Origin of the sequence: Dapis purpurea BLCC-M126 (assembly GCF_050015975.1) — a bacterium.
In the GTDB taxonomy this organism is placed as follows: Bacteria; Cyanobacteriota; Cyanobacteriia; order Cyanobacteriales; family Microcoleaceae; genus Trichodesmium.
This window is the reverse complement of record NZ_JBNHER010000070.1, coordinates 1-24922: the sequence shown is the minus strand read 5'-3', so window position 1 is coordinate 24922 and position 24922 is coordinate 1. Positions and strand designations below refer to the sequence as shown.

The window sequence follows — 24922 nt, the reverse complement described above, 5'->3', positions numbered from 1 at the left end:
ACCAGGTGAGGAATGAGTTCTAAAATAGAAATAGAAACCGACGCTCTAGGCCGCAAGCGGGCAACTGAACCTTGTCTTAAACCTTGTCCAATTGAACGCGGAATGAGGCTTATAGGTGGAAAATGGAAAGGATCTATTCTTTGGCATCTCAAGGATAAACCCGTACGTTTTGGCGATCTAGTTCGTCAAGTCGGCGGAGCGAGCAAAAAGATGGTAACTCAAAGGTTAAGAGAGATGGAGAATGATGGTTTGGTTAAACGTCAGGTAGTTAGTACAAGACCTTTTGCTGTCACCTACGAGATTACTGATTTTGGGAGAACAGCACTCTCATTTTTAGAAGGCTTGAAGCAATGGGCAGAGGAGCAAAATATCTAATTTCTCTTCACCTAAAACAATTACTTAGGGCTTGCTGAAAAAGTCTTTTTAGTCTTTTTAGTAGTCAATAGTCAGTAGTCAGTAGTCAGTAGAAATATTCGACGACAGAAGATGTAGTGGGATATATTTGTCCCTAAATTTTGGAGCTGTTGTCTGCTCAAAACCCTCACTTTTTCAGCTATTGATAGCCAAAAGCTGGCTCTTTTAGAGAACAAAAATGGCACTTACCTTTATCTATCAATGCTTTCAGATTTAATCAGCTAGCCCTATTTATCATTTAGAGATGTGAGGAGTTGATTTTTTCTACTATTAAGTTATGCCCAACTAAGCGTTGGTAATGCGTAGCTATGATTTTTCTTCAAAAGACGATTGCCTAACTCCTAATCAAAAAACATTTTCTATTTTGCATTCTTTAGATTTCATAGCTTGATTCACCAAAGCTAAAAAAAGAATATTACAAATAAGTAACTTGAAATCTTTGTCAGATAAGAATTATGCCATAGCAGCTATTTTTCAAATTGGTATAATACAGCGGTTTTCATTTCAGTAGACCACAGTAGGGACGTTTTCCGCTAAGAGCGGACATGATATCAAATCCGTTGGCTTCGGTGTTATAAGAAACCGGGTTTATGGGAGACAGATATCAGTATAGTGGGCATTTTATATAAACCCGGTTTCTCTGCTTTTTTATACCGATACTACCGGATTTGATATGAAACGCTGCGCGACATGAAACGCATTTTTGTTATGCAACGTCCCTACTGGGTTTTAGTTATGGCGATGTGGTTCATTAATTTGAAAAGCACTGTAAGCAGCAGCTCAAAAATTTTATACTAAAATGACTTTACTTAGACCTGACATTAGAAGGAGGAATTTGCTCAATATTAATTAAAGACTTAATTACCGACTTAACAACAGGAGCAGCAACCCTTCCCCCACTACCCCTAACAGGTTCATCAATAACAGCCAAAACTACATAACGAGGAGACTCCACTGGCAAAATACCCACAAAACTTGTAATTTTAGCACTCTTAGAATAACCTCCAGTTTCAGAAGCTTTTTGCGCCGTACCAGTTTTGCCAGCAATTCGATATCCACGAAGTCTAGCTTTTCTACCAGTACCACTCTCAACCACCTTTTCCATCATTGCCAAAACTTTTGTCGTAGTGTCAGAAGAAAAAACCTGCTTAGGTTGTGGCAAAGGTAACTGCCAATATGGTTGCCCCTTAGTATCAAATAATCCACGCACAACATGGGGTGTCACCAACTTTCCCCCATTTGCTAAAGCTGCATTGAGTTGTGCTAGTTTTAGAGGTGTCAGAGAAAACCCCTGACCAAAAGCAGTAGTCGCTGCTTCCACCGGCACCATTACAAACTGGTTTCTCTCCTTCAAAATGTTAGCTGCTTCAAAAGGTAAGTCTGCGCCAGTCGTATCTTCTAATCCCAGACGTTTGAGACCATCATAAAAAACAGCTCGTGGCATTTGTTCAATAATTTTAACCATGCCGATATTACTAGAATCTCGAATAATCTCAGTTACAGTTCGAGCACCACCGCCACCACCAGAATTAAATATTGACCAACGACCAATCGTCATTCTGCCTGTATCGTAAAATACACTATCTTCTTCAATAGCTCCTACCTCTAAAGCTAAAGCCACATTTATTGGTTTAAAGGTCGAACCTGGTTCATAAACATCTGTTACAGCCCAATTTTTGAATAATGTCACGTCATAGTTATAGTATTGATTAGGGTCATAAGAAGGTTCCGATACCAGAGATAATATAGAACCATCAGCAGCATCCATCACTATGACAGTACCTCGCTTGGCCTCATATTCTTCTAGCTGTTTTTGAAGTATTACTCGTACAGCTCGTTGCAAGCGAGAGTCAATAGTTAGATGTAGGGAAAGGTCATCTAACTGTAAAAAACCTGTGGTTAGTTTATCAGGTACTAGAGCACCTTTAATTAAGCGCCGAAATTGGATTGTTTCTATGGAGCGTTCTAAAAGATTTTGTTGGCTATATTCAATTCCAGCTTGACCTTTGCTTTCTCCATCTACATATCCTACTACTTCAGCTACTAATTCTTTCTGAGGATAGAGACGTTGTGGATGTTGAATTAATTCTAAGCCATCAATATATAAATCAGTAATTTTATTTGCACTTTCTTGAGGTATTAAGTCGGCAATTTTTATACCTGTTTCTCTTTGATTGAATATTTGGAGTAAGTCATTGGAAGTTAGGGTTTTTTCCAAATTTGCTCCTTCTAGAACAGTTGATAATTGATAAGCAACTTCTTGTTTTGAGCGGTTAAATATTTTGGGGTGAGCATAGAGAGTGTATGCTACTTTATCAATTGCTAAAACATTGCCGTTTCTATCAACTATTGGGCGTCTGGGAATGAAAGGATTTGATTTTACAGTTTGCTGCTGTTGGGCTATTTTCTGTAATGCTTTACCTTCCACCACTTGTAAACGAAATAGGTTAATTATTAGTCCTACTAAGCCTAACATCAGAAGTATCCAGACTTGGTAAAGTCTGGATGTTCGACATTTTTCAGGGTTTTCCTTAGAAGGTGTTGATAGTGATTTTTGACCATTATTCTTGACAGAATCTATTTCACCTTGAGGCTTTTGATTTTTGAGATGAGAAGTAGATCTTTCTGTTTGTTTGCGGTTGAAAGACCTACGACGAAGTTGGGAATTTGAAGGATAGTCCATTTCAGTTATCAGTTATCAGTTATCAGTTATCAGTTATCAGTTGTACACCTTGAGAAACTGATTGCTAATATGAAATCCGATTGTACAGTTATCACATTTGCTACTTCACTATCAGACATTTTAACTTTTGACTTTCATTCTTACTTTTGAGTTTTGAGTTTTGACTTTTAACTTTTTCAATATCCCACTGGTGTTTTGAAGAGATATTTATGACCTGAAGTAGATTCTAGATAAGGTTGAGGAGGATTAGGGGCAGGACGTGGAGGTGCTGGTTCTAAAAATATCCTCTTTACAGAATCTCGTGAAGCTAAACCACTGTCAGAAGTTGATGCTTGTTCAGCTATATGATTTTTCAAGAGTTCATTAGCAACACTTATCTCCTGTTCTTCTTCTCTAAGTTTTTGTAATTGTTGATATTCTGTTGTCCATTTGGATTGGCCATAAATTGTTAAGCCATAAAAGGCCACACTTGCACTTGCTAATAATACCGTGACAATAGATGAAGTGAATTGTGTCGCCATCAAAGATTTTAACCAGAGCGGTTTGGACTGAGGTAGGGAGATGACTTGAGCCAGATTCTGTACTTGAGTTTTTTCTAGCTCTTTACTTTGTTCATCAGATAAGTTTTGTTCTGTTGGTTTGTGTGGGTGAACTGATTTTTTTGAGGTAACAGAAAAATTAGTTTTTGTGGACTTATTGCTTGAGGTTGGAAATCTACTTCTAACTGCGACCATTATAGTTTACCTATACTAAAATCTATATCATTACAAAATACAATAGTATTTACTTTTGAGTCTATGTTGTAACTTCTTGCTCAAATTAAAATTTTAATTTTTTATATTTCTCTGCTTCTAAACTATTCGATCAATATTTGTTAGTTCTATTTACTAGCTCTTATTCCTGTGAAAAGTTTGAGTATTATATCAGATATTTTAATTATGGATGAAAAATTTTTCAGCTAAAACTCCTAAATAGTAATCCTCATATAGCTATCTTATTTCAATTATAGTATCTGCCTACTTAGAAGATAGTAGTTTTGATTGCAGAGACTTTCAGTTGATTTTAATTATGATTTGACTATTGCTCAAGGTAATATTGAGAAGTTTGTCTTTCCCTGTCTCTGCTTTACTCGCTCCGTCAGACTCAAATTCTGTTAATGAGTAAATCAAGCAAAAATTATGTTACACTTCCTTTATTTAAATGCCAACGATGGTAGCTTAGAAAGCTAACTCAGGATGAGTAAGACAGTAAAAAAAAATTAGTTAAAAATTATCTTCATAATTTGTATACTGATGTTAATCCGATGAAATGAAACACTTCGTTTCATAACTATTAATCGTTTTAGCAGCACTTGTCATGGTAAAAAGATGAAAGTTGAACTTTTGTTTCACCCTTTGACCATCAGCTCTGTACACCCAATATTTGGATAAGTTATCCTAAGTCGAGCATTATCGACTAGCATATCTTCCCCATGTTATGGCATTCTTAATTAATTGTTAACAAAAATATATTGACAAAAATGACAATTTCAGCAGATCAAGTTAACCAAATAGTTTGGAATCATCATCATGACCCCTTTGAAGTCCTCGGTGCCCATCAGATAGAACAAGATGGCAAAGCTATGACAGTAATCCGAGCCTACCAACCAAATGCTGAAGCTGTCTCAGTCATCTCTCCGATAGACCGGAAAGAATACCCAATGCAGTCAGTCCATAACCCTCATTTCTTTGAATGTGTCATCGACACCACAGAACTGGCCAACTATCAACTTAAAATCAAAGAAGGAGAACACGAACGAGTTGTCTATGACTCCTACGCCTTCCGCTCTCCAAAACTCACAGACTTCGACCTCCAACTATTTGGAGAAGGAAACCATCACCGCATCTACGAAAAACTAGGGGCACATATAACTGAAGTTAACGGAGTCAAAGGAGTCTACTTTGCTGTTTGGGCACCCAATGCTCGTAATGTTTCAATTTTAGGAGACTTTAACCATTGGGATGGTCGTAAACACCAAATGCGGAAAGGACACACAGGAGTTTGGGAACTATTTATTCCTGATATTGGCCCTGGAGAACATTATAAGTATGAGGTCAAAAACTGGGAAGGACATATCTATGAAAAAAGCGACCCTTATGGATACCAACAGGAAGTAAGACCCAAAACAGCTTCCATTGTTGTTGACCTTGACTCTTATACTTGGAATGACCAAGAATGGATGGAGAAACGTCGCCATACCGACCCTCTCACTCAACCTATTTCTGTCTATGAATGTCACTTGGGTTCTTGGATTCATGCCGCTGCTGCTGAACCAGCTAAATTGCCTAATGGGGAAACTGAGCCTGTAGTTCAAGTCTCTGAACTTAGACCAGATGCCCGTTTTCTTACCTACCGAGAATTAGCAGACCGTCTAGTTTCCTACGTTAAAGATTTGGGCTATACCCACATTGAAATGTTGCCTGTGGCAGAACATCCTTTTGATGGTTCTTGGGGTTATCAGGTTACAGGATTTTTTGCCCCTACCTCTCGCTACGGTAGTGCTGAAGATTTCATGTACTTTGTCGATAAATGCCATGAAAATGGTATTGGCGTAATTGTAGACTGGGTACCAGGACATTTTCCGAAAGATGGACATGGTTTGGCTTTCTTTGATGGTACTCACCTCTATGAACATCCAGATCCCCGCAAAGGCGAACACAAGCAATGGGGTACTTTAGTATTTGACTACGGTCGTAATGAAGTCCGTAACTTCCTAGTTTCAAATGCCCTTTTCTGGTTTGAAAAGTATCATATTGATGGTTTTAGGGTAGATGCGGTTGCTTCTATGGTCTATCTCAACTATCTGAGACCTGACGGTGAATGGGTTGCTAACCAATACGGAGGTGTAGAATATATTGAAGCTGCTGATTTCCTCCGTCAAGTTAATCATTTGATTTTTGGTTACTATCCCGGTGTTCTCTGTATTGCAGAGGAATCTACTGCTTGGCCAATGGTAACTTGGCCTACTTATGTTGGCGGTTTGGGTTTCAACCTAAAGTGGAACATGGGTTGGATGCACGATATGCTCGACTATTTTGAAATGGACCCTTGGTTCCGACAGTTCCACCAGAATAATGTTACTTTCAGTATTTGGTATCACCACAGTGAGAACTATATGTTAGCTCTGTCTCACGATGAGGTGGTACATTGCAAGAGCAATATGTTAGGTAAGATGCCTGGGGATGATTGGCAGAAGTTTGCTAATGTCCGGGCGTTGTTTGCATATATGTTTACTCACCCTGGTAAGAAAACTATGTTTATGGGGATGGAGTTTCCTCAGTGGGGTGAATGGGATGTTTGGGGCGATTTAGAATGGCATTTGCTCCAACATGATGCTCACCAAGGAATGAAGCGATTTTTCCGCGATGTGAATCACCTCTATTGTTCTCAACCTGCTTTATATGAACAAGATTGCAACGAGGAAGGCTTCCAGTGGATAGACTGTAACGATAATAATCATAGTGTGGTCTCCTTTATTCGTCGCGCTAAAGATGGGAAAGATTTTGTGGTAGCAGTTTGTAATTTTACTCCTCAACCCCATAGTCATTATCGCATCGGTGTACCTGAACCAGGGTTCTATACTGAAATATTTAATAGCGATGCTGGTAATTATGGTGGCAGCAATATGGGTAATTTGGGTGGTAAGTGGACTGATGATTGGTACTACCACGATCATCCACAGTCTTTGGATTTATGTTTGCCTCCTTTGGGTATTTTGGTGTTTAAGTTAGACAAGGAGAAAACTCTAGCAATGCTCCAAGAATCTGAGGATGTTGAAGCTGTGGAAGCTGAAACTGTATCTAAAGCGTAAATTAATTGCTCAATCAAAACTAAAGCAAAATTGAAAAGGTTGGTAGTTGAATTTTTAATTAATGCTGCCAACCTTTGTTTGTAGGAATTAGCATATCTAGGACTTATATCATGTCCGTTGGTATCGTTTGTGTAAAAGCCGGGAAAATATCCACCATATTTAAGGTTTTTTCTTCTCTTAAAGCTTCTTCCTTCTTCCTTAGCTTCTCTATACAATACCAATGCTACCGGACATTATGAGGACTTACGCAGTACAACCTATTTTCGTCATTGCGACCGACAGGGAAGCAATCTCTAATCCTAGTTTTTCGTACCTCATGCGTAAGTCCTGATGATATTACGCAGAAATCGCGTATATCCAAGAAATTTGATGATTTGAAAAACAAATTAGGGTTAGTAAAGGTTAGGTTGTAATCTTTGAGGGTAGAGGTTTGGTTTCCAAACCCTAGCGAAAATAGGATTTGGAGACCAAACCCCTACAGTTTTTTTTCAAAAATTCTTCCTTCTTTTGTAGGGACGTTGCATGCAACGTCCCTACCATTTTTAACAAACACTTATTAAGCTTTGTCTAATGTTTATTAACAGAATAGTATCGGTTTATTTGCGGTTATTTTTTTTCGGTTTTGCTATTTGGATGGTAGCTTTCTATTTTCTGTTTTCAACTCCCACCACTGCAGTTAGTTCCCAAGATTTACCACCTCTGAAAGCTCATCCTCTACCAGAAACCTTAGCACAATGGCAAGATCCCAGTAATAATGGTGATTATTTTGATCAAATTGAAGTTCAGGATGTAGGTTATCTAATTTGGTCGCAGTTTCCTATTAAGGTTTATGTTGAATCCTCTGATAATGATGATTCTCGGTCTGATCAATGGGTTAAGACTGTAGTAAATGCTATCTGGGAATGGAATATTTATTTACCTTTACAAGTGGTAGACAACCCAGAAATTGCTGATATCAAAATTTTTAACAAGCGACCTCCATTAACACCAGGAAAACTAAGAGCGCGTTCAGCAGAGACTCGCTATCAGTTATATCAAGCTCAGAATAGAATTTTATCTCATAATTTTGTGATTTGGTTGAGTCCCATGCAAGTCGGTAAATATCTGCCTGCTGCTGCTCGTCACGAGTTTGGTCATGCGTTGGGTATTTGGGGCCATAGCCCAGAGAAAACAGATGTTATGTATTATTCTCAGGTGGCAGAACCTCCTCCTATTTCACCTAGGGATATTAATACTCTGAAAAAGATTTATCTACAAACAACTAGAATAGGCTCCAAATTTCCTTTCTCCTCAGATAATTAATACTACTGGAGATAAAATCATATAAATATATTTTTGTCAAGAGCTAAAAGTTGTAAATTCAAGGATAAAATATCATTTTCTGTCATCAGAAAAACATCAATATTTATTGATATATACCTATCTTTATCAAATCTTTATAAATCGTTATTTAAAGATTTGGTAAAGATCACTGAGAGATACCTATCTTTATCAAATCTTTATAAATTTTACCTTGTTATTTAAAGATTTGGTAAAGATTAGAAAGATTGAGTGTTTTTTAGTCAAAAATAATTAATAATAGTAATTGTGAATTTCAACTAAGTTATAGCAACCTCAACTAAGTGATTTATATATCTGCTGTGCGTTTTGTGTTAACTCATAGCAGATTTTTTTTTGATCGTGTCCTATCTTTATTGAGGAACAAATACAGTAACTGCAGCTACTGCAATTAACATCTCATCATTTTTATCGTCCAACTCAGCGATAGCTCGACCCTGCATCACCATACCCCCATCTTCTACGATTATACTCTTCTGACCAAAAGGCAATACAGCCAAAACCTCTTCTACCTGCACCTGTTCCGGGTAAGGTACAGCCACCTGTACTTCTACAATCATTTCATTGGGATGACTTAAACCTGCTACTTCCCACAAACCGGGCAAAGCATTATGGGCAATGGCATTTCTGACAGCTCTAGCTGCAGCAACTGTTGGTTCCTGGCCATGTTGATCTACACCCATTCCCATTTCAATAATTAAACGTTTTCTAGTCATAAACACCCCAAATTAACCACAGTTTTTTCATAATAATAGAATCACCAGGAATTTCCCAGTGATTCTATTATCTTTAGGACTTACGCAGTACAACATATTTTCGTCATTGCAACCGACAGGGAAGCAATCTCAAATCCTAGTTTTTCATACCTCATGCGTAAGTCCTGATATTATTGAGGTTTAAGAATAACCTCTATTATTTTTTGTTGTCTAATTCTTAGCGCAGGAAGAAATCATCAGCACTAATGTCTGGGTTATTAGCTAGGGTAGCAAAATTAGCACCCGTACCTAAACCAGCAGCACTACCGTTAGCATTATAGAACAGTTGGCCGTTTTCACTGTTGTAGACAATAAACGCAGTGGAATTTGCTGCCGCTGCATTAGTGGGAACTACTGCAAACTCTGTTGTAACACTGAACCCATCACCTTGAACGCTGGTAAGTGCAGTGAAAGTGTCTTTATCCAACAGGATAATATCTTTCCCTACAACAAAGTCGGTGATTTGATCCGTGCCTACATCTGCTTGAGTAAACTCTTCATTGGTGTTGAAAATAAAGCGGTCAACACCTACGCCGCCTGTGAGGACGTCGTTACCAGCACCACCATTGAGACGATCGCGACCGATACCACCACGAAGGGTATCATCACCAGCACCACCAAGCATTGTATCAATACCAGGACGACCTATCAAGAGATCGTTGTCAGCACCTCCCAGGATAAAGTCGTTCCCAAAACCACCATTGAGAGTATCTTCACCATCACCACCGCTCAGGCGATCGCTACCACCGTTACCTGTAATAAAATCATTATCATCACCACCACGGAGGGTATCATTTCCACCAAGACCTCGTATAGTATCATCTCCTCCAAAACCATTGAGAATATCTTGACGTCGAGTACCAACAATTAGGTCGTCTGTATCTCCGCTTGCGACACCAAAGAAAGTAAAGTTACTTACATCTAGGCTGATTTCTGCATCAAAGGTGGCGACTATTTCTAAACTTCCTCCTTGGAAGAAAGTCAGCACAGTTTGATTTTGTGCATTAACGTAAGTGGCAAATGTACCACTATTGTTAACATCCAGTTGCTCTAAGCGTGTTTCTACTTCTGTTAGGGAAGTAAATTCTTGAGTCAATTCAATCAGACCTACGGTACTAGCAACACTTGTGCTTGACTCGTCTACAGTCACCTGACTGAAGGTATTGTTACTGAAAGTTCCAAATACTCCTCTTTGAAACTGAAGTACACCTGTCTGTATATTAAAGTTGCTAATGATACTATCTTCTACTACTGAATCGAATACAATAGTATTGACTAAATTAGCATCAATTTCTGTTCCTGCACTTGCCGTAGTTATTTGAGTAAAGTTAAAGTTACTCTGAGTTAGCTCTACTTGAGATGTAAACTGACTAACAACTTCTACTTGAGTGCTACTTTGTGCAAACGCTAGTACGGTATTACCTGTTGAATTAGTGTATTGAACAAATACGGGACTATTTGCTTGTAAACTAGCTAGCAGTGTTTGTATTTCTTGTATTGAGTTAATCTGTTGTTCAACAACCAGTAAAGTTTGGTTCTGAATATCAACATTAGTAGTTGACTGAGTGATAACTGTACTGCTGAAGTTTGTATTATTGAAACTACCGAACTCTGATGAATTCAATGATAATGAGTCTTGCTGCTCATTAAACCCAACAACAGTAGCACCAGCTTCTTCTATGGAATTGATCTGAATTACGGTTTGACTTACATCGTTGACTACAATTGTTGTATCTGAGTTGCTGATGACAACATTTACATCTGGGGTATCATCGTCCTCATCATCGTCATCGTCCTCATCATCGTCATCATCGTCATCGTCATCGTCCTCATCATCGTCATCATCGTCATCGTCATCGTCCTCATCCTCATCCTCATCATCATCCTCATCATCGTCATCGTCCTCATCATCATCGTCATCATCGTCATCGTCCTCATCATCATCCTCAAAGTCTAAGTTGTCAACAGAGAAATCACCAATATTTTCCAACTCTACTTCAAAGTCTTCTAATAGCTCAAATTCACTTCCATTGAACAATACTAACTGAGTACGACCTTCGATATTTGCTAAAATCAGAACTGAACTATCACCTACTAAACTTACCAGACGTTGTTGCAGAATTTCTAAACTTGCAAAAGTTTCTTCCTCAAAAATCAAGAAACTTTGTTGAACTACTTGGTTAAAGTTAGCAGTAATATTGACGCTACTCAAAGTTTCTACTGTGAGATTGAGTTGTGTGAGTATCTCAAGATCAATTTCTAGCTCCTCTGTGGCAATATCAAATGGTGTGAACAAGTCCAAGCTTTCAATAGAGAAATCAGTAATACTGTCTAGCTCTATTTCTGTAACTAGCTCAAACTCAGTACCATTGAATAATACTAACTGAGTAGTACCTTCAATCTCAGCTAATAGTAGAACTGAACTTTGGCCTACTAGCACTGCCAAGCGTTGTTGCAGAAGTTCAAAACTAGCAAAAGTTTCTTCCCCAAAAATCAAGAAACTTTGTTGAACTACTTGGTTAAAGTCCGCAGTAACATTAAAGCTGGTAAAAGTTTCTGCTGTGACACCTAATGATTCTAAGACGCTAGCATTAATTTCTATTCCATCATCATCATCATCGTCGTCATCATCGTCGTCATCATCGTCATCGTCATCATCATCATCATCATCATCATCGTCCTCATCATCATCATCGTCCTCATCATCATCATCATCGTCCTCATCATCGTCCTCATCATCGTCATCGTCCTCATCATCGTCATCGTCCTCAAAGTCTAAGTTGTCAACAGAGAAATCACCAATATTTTCCAACTCTACTTCAAAGTCTTCTAATAGCTCAAATTCACTTCCATTGAACAATACTAACTGAGTACGACCTTCGATATTTGCTAAAATCAGAACTGAACTATCACCTACTAAACTTACCAGACGTTGTTGCAGAATTTCTAAACTTGCAAAAGTTTCTTCCTCAAAAATCAAGAAACTTTGTTGAACTACTTGGTTAAAGTTAGCAGTAATATTGACGCTACTCAAAGTTTCTACTGTGAGATTGAGTTGTGTGAGTATCTCAAGATCAATTTCTAGCTCCTCTGTGGCAATATCAAATGGTGTGAACAAGTCCAAGCTTTCAATAGAGAAATCAGTAATACTGTCTAGCTCTATTTCTGTAACTAGCTCAAACTCAGTACCATTGAATAATACTAACTGAGTAGTACCTTCAATCTCAGCTAATAGTAGAACTGAACTTTGGCCTACTAGCACTGCCAAGCGTTGTTGCAGAAGTTCAAAACTAGCAAAAGTTTCTTCCCCAAAAATCAAGAAACTTTGTTGAACTACTTGGTTAAAGTCCGCAGTAACATTAAAGCTGGTAAAAGTTTCTGCTGTGACACCTAATGATTCTAAGACGCTAGCATTAATTTCTATTCCATCATCGTCATCATCATCATCGCTACCTATGATAAGGATATTATCTATATCAAATTCTACATCAGTAGCGAAATTAGCAATAACTTCAACTGAACCATCTCGTGAAAAAGCTAAAACAGTATTGTCTGATTCATCGGTGTAAGTCAAGAAAACGGAGTCACTTATTTCTAACTCACTTAGTCGTATTTCAACTTCTTCTAAAGACGCAAATGTTTGGTCGATAATAAGAAAATTAGCATCTACTACCTGTTCAGCAGTAGTAAATACTGAAACTAATGCTCTTGTTAAATCTTCATTTGTCAGATCACCAAAATCTTCTGAACGTAATCTGATAATATCTGGGCTATCAACATCAATTGCGTTTGAATCAAAACCTTCAATGGTAACTCCACCTTCTGCTATACTGACAACAGAAAATTCATCTGAAGCATCTGTCGCAGAAACAGTATTAGTATCTGCTGTAATTTCAATTTCGTTGAAACGGCTAAGATTAGCACTACTAAATAATTCGATATTAGGTAGAATGTCACCAAATTCTTCAATAGTAATAGTTCCTTCTTGACTACCATCTGAGAATAGTAAAACAGTTTGACCTTCGATGTTAGCAACAGCTATAACATTATTACTAACAAGAATACTTAATCTTTGAACAAAATCTTCTATATTGTTAAATTCTTCTGCTGAAAAAATTAGTAATTGTTCTGTTACCGGAGTAACATCATCAGCACCTATAACAACGCTAGTTATAGTCTCTAAAGTAACTCCTAATTGTTCAAATATAGATACACTAATTGATACTTGATTTTGATTACTAATGAAGTCATTTGTGCTAATATTCAGGTTGTCAATGGTAAATGCTTGGATATTAGATACGGTTTCGTACTCACCAATAATCTCAATTTCACTACCATCAAGAGATGCTAAAAATGTGTTTTCTGCTGTACTGAATAAAAATAAAACTGTGGTGCTAAATTCTATATTTACTAACAATTGTTGCAGTACTGTAATATCCGTTATTTGTTGTGAAATAACGAAGAAATTAGCATTAAGGTCTATATTACTGCCATCAGTTATTGATATTTCACTAATATCTTCTAGACTAATGTTTAACGATTCTAGTAGAGATGATTCAAGACTGATGACTCCTCCAGTGCTAAAATCAATTCCAGTTGCATCATCATTAAATTCAGGAGACTCAACTGTTACATACTCAAAATTCTCAGGACTTAATTCTCCATTTTTAACTGAGACTCTGGCAAGAATATCAGTTACATCACCTCGGAGGTAAGCTAATGTACCTTTGTTACCATTATCGTCTTCATCAAAAAAGATAATAGTTGGCAAGTTTACATCTATATTGAGACTATTTAAGAAATTTGAATCCCCCAGTAAAGTAGCTATATCTTCACTATCAACATTAGTAGATGTAACAAAATTTATCCCACCAGTGTCATTGGGGTCAAATACTTGTGCAAGAAGACCAATTTTATCATCATCAGCTTCTAGATCGCTAATTTCATCTATGCCTTCACCAATAGCAGTATAAACAAAGATGTCTTCGCCCGAATTTCCACGGAGTTTATCATCACCTAAACCTCCAAGAAGAATATCATTTCCTTTTTTACCTTCGAGAGTATCATCTCCATCATCACCTAAAATCAGGTCGTCACCATCATCACCCTTGATTTTATCATCACCAGTACCACCAGAAATACTATCATTACCTTTCCCACCCTTAATATCATCATCATCTTCTTGACCCAAAATCAAGTCATCATCATCATCACCATCTATCTTGTCTTCACCAGTACCACCAACTATAGTATCATTACCGTCATCCCCTTCTAGATCATCATCATCTGCTCCACCATCAATAAAGTCATTACCATCTTTACCTTCAAGCTTATCCTCTTCTCCGAAACCACGGATAATATCATCTTCTTGTGTACCTTTGATATCATCTTTTCCGTTTGAACCAAAGAATTGAGCCATTTGTTTTTTTTACTCCTTACTAAAATCAATGCAAATTTGGAATTTTGTCACAGTAACCTAATTCTTGACAAAAAAATTATTAGTCAAGATAGAACGAATATTATTTGGTATATTTATTTTTATTTTCTTGGTTGAGAGCTAGCCAAATTTCTAGGTATTACTGTTTTTATCAATGACATTCCGTATAGATATAACTATAAATATCTAGAGAATGTTCAAATTTTTATCTGTTCCAATGCACCCTTAAATTTATTTCCCTATATCATCTTACCCATTGCAGTTAAAAATGACAACTTTATTTATTACAGTTAATACTTTTCTATTAAAATCACTCTAAATCCTTATCATTTAAAACCCTTAAAGCTCTTAAAGTCCTTAACTTAGTATGATGTAATAATTCTTCCGTTCTAAATTTATTAATTAAAATCATAGATTGACGCAACATCAAAGTATTTGTTCCCACTCTAACAATAAATATTTATAATCTAATCAATCTTCAAAACCAGATTCCAATATACAAATCAAAAGAAAAATATTGACTTAGTAAACGATTGATGATATTATCCAATTTTAAAAAAATTTATAGTATCTATATTATGATGAAAGTCAAAATTTTTTATCGCTTCCTGCTGATTAAAAATTAAATTGATACAACTGTAAAAACTAGCAAAACACTTATTTTTTATTAGTTAACCCAAAAATCAAAAAGATATGACAGGATCAATAGCAAAAGTTAGAAAAGCTTTAATTCCAGCAGCAGGTTTTGGTACACGGATGTTTCCAGCCAGTAAAGTTGTGAAAAAAGAACTATTTCCTATTATTGACAAAGACGGTAGAGCAAAACCAATAATTCAAATAATTACTGAAGAAGCGATAAGTGGTGGAATAGAGGAAGTTGGAATAGTTGTACAAAAAAGCGATATCCCAGTATTTACAGATTTTTTCCAAGCTCTCCCCAGTTATTATCAAAAGCTCTCTCCGGAAAAACAACAATATTGTCAATATTTACAAAATTTAGGTAGCAAAATTACTCTCTTAACTCAATCTGAACAAGCTGGTTATGGTCATGCAGTTTTTTGTGCTAAAGAGTGGGTGGGAGATGAACCTTTTTTGCTATTACTAGGAGATCATATTTATGCTTCTCAAGTAAAACAATCTTGTACAAATCAAATTTTACAAGTCTACGAACAGGCTAATCAAAGTGTAATTGGGGTGAGGATTATTCCTGGAATAGAAATACATCATTATGGTTGTATTAGTGGAAATTTAGTTGCGGATGGTATAATTGATATAGATACGATTTATGAAAAACCAGACCTAAATTATGCTCGAGAAAAACTTCATGTAGCAGGGATGAAAGATGATCAATTTTTCGGAGTTTTTGGGATGTATGTCTTAACAGCAAAAATATTTGATTATCTAGAAGAAAACATCAAACAAAATACTAGGGAAAAAGGAGAATTTCAACTTACATCTTGTTTGGATCAATTGCAAAAAGCAGAAGGAATGACTGGGTATTTAGTCAAAGGGCGATGTTTTGATACAGGGATGCCAGATGTTTATTGGCAGACAATGATTGATTTCCGTAATGCTTGAGAGTATGATTGTAGAGCAAAATCTGATCTAATCTAAGAATGGATAAATTTACAAAATTACCAGAGAATATGCAATTTAATACTTTAATAGACCTCTTACAATATAGAACGCTACATCAGCCTGAGCAACTAACCTATAGTTTTCTCCAAGATGGTGAAACAGAAACCAATAGTCTCACCTATCAAACATTAGAAAAACAAGCCAAGGCCATAGGAGCAAATCTTCAGTCCCTAAATGCTAAAGGTGAAAGAGTCTTGCTGTTGTATCCCCCTGGACTAGAATTTATGGCCGGATTTTTTGGCTGTTTGTATGCGGGAGCGATCGCTATACCTGCCTATCCACCTCGCCCTAATCAGTCCCTCTCAAGATTAGAATCAATTGCAACAGATGCTCAAGTAAAGTTTGCCCTTACCACTACACCTCTGTTAGCTTACTTAAAAGGTCGCTTTGGTGAAAATTCTATATTGGCAAAAATGCAGTTGCTAGATGCCAATAATATTATTGCTCAAAACCTGGAGTCGCACTGGCAAGAACCTAATATCAACAGTGATACTCTGGCTTTTCTTCAGTACACTTCTGGTTCGACTGGAAAACCCAAAGGGGTAATGATAAGTCACAAGAATATTCTGCATAATTTAGCTATGGGTTATGAGCAGTCTCAGACTACATCTGAAAGTCATACAGTGACTTGGTTGCCCTTTGGTCATAATACAGGGTTAGTGGTTGGAGTTCTACAGCCTCTGTACAGTAATTTTCCTGTTAAAATTATGTCACCATTGGATTTTCTGCAAAAACCTTTGCGTTGGTTAATGGCTATTTCTCGTTACAAAGCTACTCAAAGTCTAGCTCCTAACTTTGCTTATGACTTGGTTTGTTTCCAAACAACCCCCGAAGAACGGGCAACCCTTGATCTAAGTAGTTGGGAGTTAGCTGTTAGCGGTGCTGAACCTATTCGTGCGGAGACGTTTGAACGGTTCATCAAAACTTTTCAACCTTGTGGTTTTCGCCCAGAAGCCCTCACCGCAGGTTATGGGATGGCAGAGAGTGTTATGGGTATTAGTTTAGGGTTAAAAACAGAACCTAAAGTTATTGTGAATATTGACAAAACTGAGTTTACTAAAAACCGGGTTGTGGTAGCAGTTGACGAGAGCGATAATACCCAAAAAATTGTTAGTTGTGGTCGCACTGGTTCAGATGGAAAAATTGTTATTGTTAACCCGGATACTTTAACCGAATGTTCAAGCCAGGAAGTAGGAGAAATTTGGCTTTCTAGTCCTAGTGTTGCTCAAGGTTATTGGAATAGACCAGATGCAACCGCAGAAACTTTCCAAAATTACTTAAAAGATACAGAGGAGGGTCCGTTTCTCAGGACTGGCGACTTAGGATTTTTGCTCAATGATGAATTGTTTGTTACTGGTCGTCTCAAAGATTTAATTATTATCCGAGGTAGCAACCATTATCCCCAGGATATTGAGTTAACCGTAGACAGAAGTCATCAAGCTTTACGACCTAGTTGTGGTGCAGCATTTTCCGTGGAGGTAAAAAGTGAAGAAAGATTGGTTATTGTTCAGGAGGTTCAGGAAAATTACTTAGAGCAACTGGATGTAGATGAAGTTGTTAATGCTATCCGTCAAGCTGTATCTGAACAACATCAGTTACAAGTTTATGGGGTTTCATTATTGAAAACAGGAACTATACCTAAAACTTCTAGTAATAAGATTCAGCGTCATGCTTGCAAAGCAGGTTTTTTGGAGGGAAGTCTTGATATTGTCGGTAGTATTATGTTCTCCGAATTTGATTTATTAGAAAAGGAAAAGCAAACTTTCTTGGATAGAAAAACACTCTTAGCTACTACACCCGAAAAACGTCAGGAATTACTAATATCCCATCTTCAGATCTTAATCTCAAATATTCTCCAAGTAAATTCATCTCAATTAGACTGGGAACAACCTTTAACTAACATGGGATTAGATTCTCTGACGACTGTTGAATTAAGCGATATTCTCCAAGATAGTTTGGGAACTTCTTTTAAAGCAACACTAATTTTTGAGTATCCTACAGTCGAAGCTTTAGCTAATTATTTGGCAAAAGAAGTGCTTTCCCCGGAACCTTCTACAAATTATGATATTGGGTTAGTCGCCGATGAAAATTTAGATTCTGGTTTTGCTTCTCCAGTAATAGCAATTCAACCGAAGGGTTCTAAACCTCCTTTTTTCTGTATTCCTGGGGGTGTGGGAACTGCATTTTATCTTCACTCTCTAGCTTTTCATCTTGGTCAAGACCAACCATTTTACGGACTACAAGCACGGGGAATGGATGACCAAACAGAACCCCAAACAAGTGTGGAAGCGATCGCTGCCGACTATATCAACGCATTAAAAAATATTCAACCTAAAGGTCCTTATTTTTTGGGAGGTCATTCTTTTGGTGGGCAAGTGGCTTTTGAAATATCCCAACAGTTACAAAAACAGGGAGATAAAATCGGTTTACTTGCTGTTTTTGATATTCCTGCTCCCTTATTTAGTAGTTTCATAATTGCAGGTTGGGATGATACTAAATATATGAGTCAGGTTGTGAAGTTATTTGAATACTTTTTAAAGGAAAATTTAGAGATATCCTACAACGATCTGAAAGTTTTCTCTGCTGATGAGCAATTAAATTATGTGACGGAAAGATTAGTGAAAAAGCTTCATGTGCGTCCTTCTGAAGCAGCTAAAAGACAAGTGCATGGTTTTGTCAGAGTTTTAAAAGCTAGTATTTATGCGATGGGGCATTATCACCCAGAAAAACTTTATCCAACTCCTATTGCTCTTTTCCGTAGTAGTGATGTTCGTGTTTGGAATACTGCTATTGGCGTGACTGATGCTATTCGCAACCAACTGCAAAAGAATTCTTATTTGGGTTGGGAGCAACTTTCTCAACGTTCCGTGGAAGTTGAGACTGTTCCTGGGGATCATATTACTATGATGCTTGAACCCCATGTTCAGGTTTTAGCAGAGAGACTTAAAGTTAGCTTTGATATGGCATGAAAATTTGCTATTTATTAAACTGTTAAATAGTTATAATTAAAGCCCTAAATAAAATTCATAGTTGGGCTTTAGCTCGACACTATAGATAGAGCTAAAGCCCAACTACAAACAAAATCTCTGATGATGCATAAACCTGGTTTATAGCTATATTTTTTCTAGGTTAAAATGGAATCTCAATCACAAATTCTACTCCTGCCCCTGGTGTAGAATTACAAGTTAGTTTACCCTGATGTTTTTCAACAATAATTGAATAGCTAATTGACAAACCTAAACCAGTACCAGAACCGACTGGTTTAGTAGTAAAAAATGGGTCAAATATCTTCTTTTGATTTTCCAGACTAATACCAGGGCCATTATCAGCAATTTTGATTTTTACAGCCTGAGATTTAGTTATTTCCGTACTAATAGTAAGAGTAGGTTCCTGATTTAATTCACTCTCATTTTTGAGCATCTCTTCCAGAGAATAAATACTATTACTCAGAATATTCATAAATACTTGATTTAGCTGGGAAGCGTAGCAATTAACCAATGGTAAATCCCCATATTTTTTGACTACTTTAGTTTCTAAATTCCCCCTCAAATAGTTGAGTTTATTTTGTAAAATAAGTAAAGTGCTATCAAGACCATCATGGATATTGACAGGTTTCATATCTGATTCATCTAATCTGGAAAAATTCCGTAGAGATAGAACAATTTTTTGAATCCTTTCAGCTCCTACTTTGAGAGAATTTAGTAATTTTTCCAAATCTTCAGTTAAAAAATCTAACTCAATTTCTTTAGTCATTTCTTCTATTTTACTTGTAGGATTGGGATATTCCTCTTGATACAAATTGATTAAATTAAGTAAATCTTGGCAATATTGATTAGCATAGTTTATATTGCCATAAATAAAACTCACAGGATTATTAATCTCATGAGCAATTCCTGCTACCATCTGCCCTAAACTAGACATTTTTTCTGTTTGAATTAATTGGGCTTGAGTCTTTTTTAGTTGCTGGAGAGTTTCAGATAAACGTAGATTTTTTTCGTTTAATTCTTGAGTGCGTTCTTTAACTTTATCCTCTAAGGTATGACTATATTCTTCTAGTTGATTTTTTGCAGTAGATAAACTTTCATAAAGCTGGGCATTTTCCAAGGAGAAAGCCGCTTGAGTAGTCAGAACTTTTAAGACTTCTAGGCGCTCGCTGCTAAAAGCTCCTAGGGTGAGATTATTTTCTAAATATAGTATGCCAATAAATTGAGCGCGATTAATAATTGGAATACATAAAATACTCTTGGGTTGATAGTTTTGAATGTAAGGATCTCCAGCAAACTTAGGTTCATTAGTAGCATCATCGAGTACCATAGTTTGTTGAGTACGCGCTACATAATAAATCAGGGAAATAGGAAGCTCTGAGGTGGACTCAATAGCAATAGACTCTTTTGCTGTTAGTTGTAATTCTTCATCTTGGTTACTGTTACGAATAGCTTTTGCTTCTATTACTAAATTTTCTGCTTGAGAAAGGAGCAGATAACCTTTTTGAGCTCCAGCATTTTCGAGAGTGACTCGCATCAGAACTGAGAGTAAATTCTCTAGTTGAATTTCTCCGGAAATTGCCTGAGTTGCTTTGATTAAACTTCTGAAGTCAAGAGTGAAAGAAGTCTCACTGGTTGTATATGCGAGAGTTTGAGTAGTTAAGCTACGAGTAGAATTAGGTTCTGGTTGCTGTAATGGTTTAAGCAGCTCGCCGTAGGATTTTTGCAGGTGTTTAAGTTTAGCAGATGCTCCCCACTGAGCATAAGCGTAGTAAGCTTTGATTAAATATGCTTGGGCAATAGTTTCTTTATTCCATTCTAGATAAAATTTACCTGCGAGTTCGTTAGCGAGGGCAACTTCTTGAATATATTTGTTTTCTGTAGATCCGGCGATCGCTTTCTCATAACATTCCATTGCTTCCAGATAGTTATGAAGTACCCGATGTTTTTCTGCTTCTACTAGATGAAATTTATGTAAAAAGTTGACAGGAGCATGGTGCGCCCAAATTTCCATCTGTTCTAACTTAGAGTTGACTTCTGCTAACCACTGTTGCTGTTGTTCGACAGAAACGTCATTATAGAGAGCAAGTCGAATTAGAGAACCATAAAAATATAAAAGCACCTGACTATAGTGAGAAGCAACTAAACTAATATTTGGTTCTGTTGCCAGATAAATGTTGAGAGCTTCCTGATAATTACCAAACAGATAATACAGATAAAGTTTATAGAAATTTTGATATACCAGTATTTGGTCTTGGGGTTGTATGTCTGTAAGAGCTTCTCCAACTAAGACACCAGGATTTTCAGAGCGAATTAAATTCAGAATAGTCTGTTGAGTCATTTGTAACTGTCTGAGACTACTTTCTTGTTTTATTTGAATAATAGTATCAATAGCACTATTCATCTCCTCAGCAAGTTCTGTTAATTCTTCACCACTATAAAAAGCGTGATAATAATGAAACAAGAGATTGTAACTGGTAAATTCTAAATCTCCCCTAGATAAAGAAAGGGTATAATATTTGAGGAATGAAGGTAAACTATTTCGCAAATGTTCCTGCCAATGATTCAGGTGCATATATGCTACTGACGCTCCGTTGAGAGCATTTCCACCATAAGTCTCAAATACGCTAAATGTTACCTGAGATAATTGATAAGCTGCTGCAATTTTTCCCCGCATCCACAGCATGATTCCGTAACAAGTATATCCATAAGCAGAATAAGATGTATTTCCCCACTGAATAGATAAAGTAATCAGGGCAAAAACTATACTTGGCCATAGCGGGGAGCCACTAAAAAAAGCTGGTGCCCCTATTAATTCCAGAATTTCCATTAAGACTAGCTTTTCAGTATTGGTCATTTCTGGAAGTTGCTTGAGGTCTTCAAGAGAGCGATCGCCCAGAAATGATTGAAGTTCTTGAATACCAGACAACAACTCTTCTTCTGTCTTTCTAGGGGATAATTCTAATCCTAAATCTTGAAGAATTTTTGTGGCAATATCGATACCTTCTAGAAATTTGTATTGAGCAAATTCAGTGCGAGTTTTAACTATGTATATGGGGATTTTATCCAATAAAGTTTGAGCTTGTTCTTCTACAACTTCAGCTAATTTTTCCATCTCCTCATACTTACCTATTAAATATCTTATTTCTGCTGCTTCGACATACAGAGATAATGTTAATTCATAATTCGTTTTCCAACTATTAGTTGTTAATAATTCCAGACCGAAATTTAGATAATTAACAGTAGCATTATAAGCTGTGGAAACTTTAGCTTTCTTTCCGGCAACTAAATTTAATTCCGCTAGTTGTTCCTGCTCTCTAATATCATTAATTAAACTTACCCCATAATTTAACTGATTCACTATATCAAAAATTCTCTCTTGCCTTTGATTTTTCGGAATATTTTCTAATAATAATCTCCCGATTTTTAAATGAGTAATTTGTTTTTTATCTTCCGGAATTAACAAATAAGCAGCTTGCTGTACTCTGTCGTGCAAAAATCTATAATTAGCATCAGTTTTTATTGTCTGAAAATCTTTAAAACTCGACTCTTCTGAAGTATAAAATTTATAAACTTCTGTTACTGGTAAAATTAATCCTTCTTGCAATGCATCCCACAAATTATTCGCTGTTTCTCCCATGGATTTTTCCGAAACAATGCCTAAAGTTTCTAAATCAAATTTATTACCTACACAAGCTGCTAATTTCATTACTTCTTGAGTCTTAGATGATAATTTTTGGAGACGAGTTGCCATAAACTCCACCACATCATCAGTTAGAGATAATAACTTAACCTTGGCAATATCGCATTCCCAATAATTCACCTCATAATTAAAAGTAATTAATTCTTCTTGGTACAATGCTTTCAGAAATTGAGTCAGAAAGAAAGGATTTCCTCTAGTTTTTTGATATACTAATTCCGCCAAAGGAAATGCTATTTCTTCAGAACAATGAAGAGTATCTGCTACTAAAGGATTTACATCAGAATCTAGTTCCAGAGGTTTTAAAGTAATAGTATTAACAATTGCCTCATTTTTCACAATTTCTGCTAATGTTAATATGAGAGGATGAGTTGGATTTACTTCATTATCTCGATAAGCTCCTAACAATAATAAATGCTGACTATCTTTCTCCGTCATTAACAATTGTATCAACTTCAAAGAAGCTGTATCTACCCACTGTAAATCATCCAAAAATATTGTTAACGGATGCTCTTGAGTAGCAAAGACTTTAATAAACTTTAAAAATAGTAAATTAAACCTGTTTTCTGCTGCACTTCCGGATAATTCTTCCACCGGAGGTTGAGGAGAAATAATCAATTCTAGTTCGGGAATAAAGTCAATAATAACTTGTCCATTTTCACCTAATGCCGAGAGAATTTTAGTCTTCCATTCCTGTAATTGATTTGCCGTTTCACTCAGCAATTCTCCCATTAAATCTCGAAATGCTTGTACAAATGCACTAAAAGGTATATTTCTTTGAAATTGGTCAAATTTTCCTTTAATAAAATAGCCTCGTTGACGAACTATTGGTTTATGCACTTCATTAATTACTGCTGTTTTTCCTATTCCTGAAAAACCTGCCACTAACATAATTTCACTTTGACCTTGAGCAACTCTTTCAAAGGCTTCTAATAAACTTTTCACTTCTTGTTGGCGACCATATAGTTTTTCTGGTATGGTGAAACGGTCAGAAATATCCCGTTCTCCTAACTTAAATAAAGGAATATTTCCTGTTGATTGCCAATATTTTAAACAAACTTTTAAATCGTGTTTTAATCCAAAAGCATTCTGATAGCGTTCCTCAGCATTTTTTGCCATCATTTTTAAAATAATATTATTTACCATTACAGGTATTTCTGTGTTTAAATCAGCAGGTGGGGTAGGTTCTTTAGCAATATGAAAATAAACTAATTCTATAGGTTCACTTGACCAAAAAGGTAGTTGAACTGTGAGGATTTCATAGAATGTAATTCCTAAAGAATAAAAGTCACTCCGGTAGTCGATACCCCGGTTCATTCTTCCTGTTTGTTCTGGAGACATATATGCGAGTGTCCCTTCTAGAACATTGGGGTTGATAATTTCTTGAGTTTCTCTGGGTAATAATGTGGAAATACTAAAGTCAATTAATTTCACTTCTTTTGTGTCAGGATTAATCACAATATTAGAAGGTTTAATATCTTTATGAATAATCTGATGATGGTATAAATCTTCTAATATTTTCACTATTGATAGTGCCAGTTCCAGAAAATTTTCCAGGCTCAGTTTTTGATTAGTTAGGTATGTTTTGAGAGAGACTGCCCCTATATCTTCCATAATTAGGGCATAACCATTACCATATTTTTCTAGTGAGATAGGTTTGATAATTCCAGGTAAGTTAAGATTTTTGGTAATTGTATATTGATGGCGAAACTGTAATAATTCAGAAAATGTAGGGTATTCTTTATTGAGAACTTTGATAACTACTGATTGTTGATTTGTGGTGTTAATTCCACGATAAACAGTAGTTCTTGTGCCTGTATAAATTTGTTGAGTTATTTGATAATTTGGTAGTTTCATCATGGGAAAGGCAATAAATTTATTACTCTATAATAATTAGATAAGTTATAAAGAAGAACACTTTTTAGGGCTTGCTGATTAATTCTCAAAGTATCTATCGGTAAATACTTCAGCCTTTTTTGATTTCCAAAGAGTGCTAGATTTTCAACTCTTCAGGCTCAAAAAGTTAGTATTTTGGCCAAACTAAGGACAGAAAAATTAGTGGACAATTCTTACCCAATTATTAATTATTAATAATTAATAATTAAATAATTCTGGTTTAAAGC

General features: G+C 36.3%; 10 protein-coding genes. 5 read left to right on the top strand and 5 right to left on the bottom strand.

Annotated features, from left to right (window positions below; all coding sequences use genetic code 11):
* Positions 1-12 precede the first annotated feature (12 nt).
* The gene (locus tag ACP6PL_RS06580; RefSeq protein WP_426543783.1) at positions 13-375 is read left to right on the top strand and encodes a winged helix-turn-helix transcriptional regulator; all 363 of its coding nucleotides are present in this window, start codon (positions 13-15) and stop codon (positions 373-375) included.
* Between the two features lie 844 nt (positions 376-1219).
* Here ACP6PL_RS06580 and ACP6PL_RS06575 read toward each other — a convergent pair.
* A complete protein-coding gene (locus ACP6PL_RS06575) occupies positions 1220-3097 on the bottom strand; it encodes a peptidoglycan D,D-transpeptidase FtsI family protein (protein WP_426543781.1) in 1878 nt (625 codons plus the stop codon).
* Positions 3098-3273: 176 nt separating this feature from the next.
* Complete coding sequence (locus ACP6PL_RS06570) at positions 3274-3831, bottom strand: hypothetical protein (RefSeq protein ID WP_426543776.1); 558 nt, start codon at positions 3829-3831, stop codon at positions 3274-3276.
* Between the two features lie 785 nt (positions 3832-4616).
* On the opposite strand from ACP6PL_RS06570, the gene glgB reads away from it, so the two are divergent.
* Together glgB and ACP6PL_RS06560 are read left to right on the top strand one after the other, a co-directional pair.
* Positions 4617-6947 carry a 1,4-alpha-glucan branching enzyme gene (glgB, locus tag ACP6PL_RS06565; protein ID WP_426543772.1) on the top strand — a complete coding sequence of 777 codons (2331 nt, stop codon included), beginning with the start codon at positions 4617-4619 and terminating at the stop codon, positions 6945-6947.
* 570 nt (positions 6948-7517) lie between these two features.
* Complete coding sequence (locus ACP6PL_RS06560) at positions 7518-8249, top strand: peptidase (RefSeq protein ID WP_426543770.1); 732 nt, start codon at positions 7518-7520, stop codon at positions 8247-8249.
* A gap of 389 nt (positions 8250-8638) precedes the next feature.
* Here the strand turns inward: ACP6PL_RS06560 and ACP6PL_RS06555 are convergent, their stop codons facing one another.
* A complete protein-coding gene (locus ACP6PL_RS06555) occupies positions 8639-9001 on the bottom strand; it encodes a Lin0512 family protein (RefSeq protein WP_426543768.1) in 363 nt (120 codons plus the stop codon).
* Positions 9002-9218: 217 nt separating this feature from the next.
* Entirely contained in the window at positions 9219-14459 is a 5241-nt protein-coding gene (locus ACP6PL_RS06550) for a calcium-binding protein (RefSeq protein WP_426543766.1), read from the bottom strand.
* Between the two features lie 711 nt (positions 14460-15170).
* On the opposite strand from ACP6PL_RS06550, the gene ACP6PL_RS06545 reads away from it, so the two are divergent.
* Positions 15171-16055 (top strand): sugar phosphate nucleotidyltransferase, encoded by an 885-nt coding sequence (locus ACP6PL_RS06545; protein WP_426543764.1) that lies wholly within the window; start codon positions 15171-15173, stop codon positions 16053-16055.
* A 38-nt stretch (positions 16056-16093) separates the two neighbouring features.
* Positions 16094-19084: an AMP-binding protein gene (locus ACP6PL_RS06540; protein WP_426543762.1), complete on the top strand. Its 2991-nt coding sequence runs from the start codon at positions 16094-16096 to the stop codon at positions 19082-19084.
* A 160-nt stretch (positions 19085-19244) separates the two neighbouring features.
* Here the strand turns inward: ACP6PL_RS06540 and ACP6PL_RS06535 are convergent, their stop codons facing one another.
* Positions 19245-24659, bottom strand: a complete 5415-nt coding sequence (locus tag ACP6PL_RS06535) for a trifunctional serine/threonine-protein kinase/ATP-binding protein/sensor histidine kinase (RefSeq protein WP_426543760.1) — start codon at positions 24657-24659, stop codon at positions 19245-19247.
* Positions 24660-24922 lie beyond the last annotated feature (263 nt).

Bases quoted from the DNA above. Each gene is read 5' to 3' on its own strand.
- glgB (WP_426543772.1), top strand. From the start codon at position 4,617: ATGACAATTTCAGCAGATCAAGTTAACCAAATAGTTTGGAATCATCAT.
- ACP6PL_RS06535 (WP_426543760.1), bottom strand. From the start codon at position 24,659: ATGATGAAACTACCAAATTATCAAATAACTCAACAAATTTATACAGGC.
- ACP6PL_RS06560 (WP_426543770.1), top strand. From the start codon at position 7,518: ATGTTTATTAACAGAATAGTATCGGTTTATTTGCGGTTATTTTTTTTC.
- ACP6PL_RS06555 (WP_426543768.1), bottom strand. From the start codon at position 9,001: ATGACTAGAAAACGTTTAATTATTGAAATGGGAATGGGTGTAGATCAA.
- ACP6PL_RS06575 (WP_426543781.1), bottom strand. From the start codon at position 3,097: ATGGACTATCCTTCAAATTCCCAACTTCGTCGTAGGTCTTTCAACCGC.
- ACP6PL_RS06540 (WP_426543762.1), top strand. From the start codon at position 16,094: ATGGATAAATTTACAAAATTACCAGAGAATATGCAATTTAATACTTTA.
- ACP6PL_RS06550 (WP_426543766.1), bottom strand. From the start codon at position 14,459: ATGGCTCAATTCTTTGGTTCAAACGGAAAAGATGATATCAAAGGTACA.
- ACP6PL_RS06570 (WP_426543776.1), bottom strand. From the start codon at position 3,831: ATGGTCGCAGTTAGAAGTAGATTTCCAACCTCAAGCAATAAGTCCACA.
- ACP6PL_RS06580 (WP_426543783.1), top strand. From the start codon at position 13: ATGAGTTCTAAAATAGAAATAGAAACCGACGCTCTAGGCCGCAAGCGG.
- ACP6PL_RS06545 (WP_426543764.1), top strand. From the start codon at position 15,171: ATGACAGGATCAATAGCAAAAGTTAGAAAAGCTTTAATTCCAGCAGCA.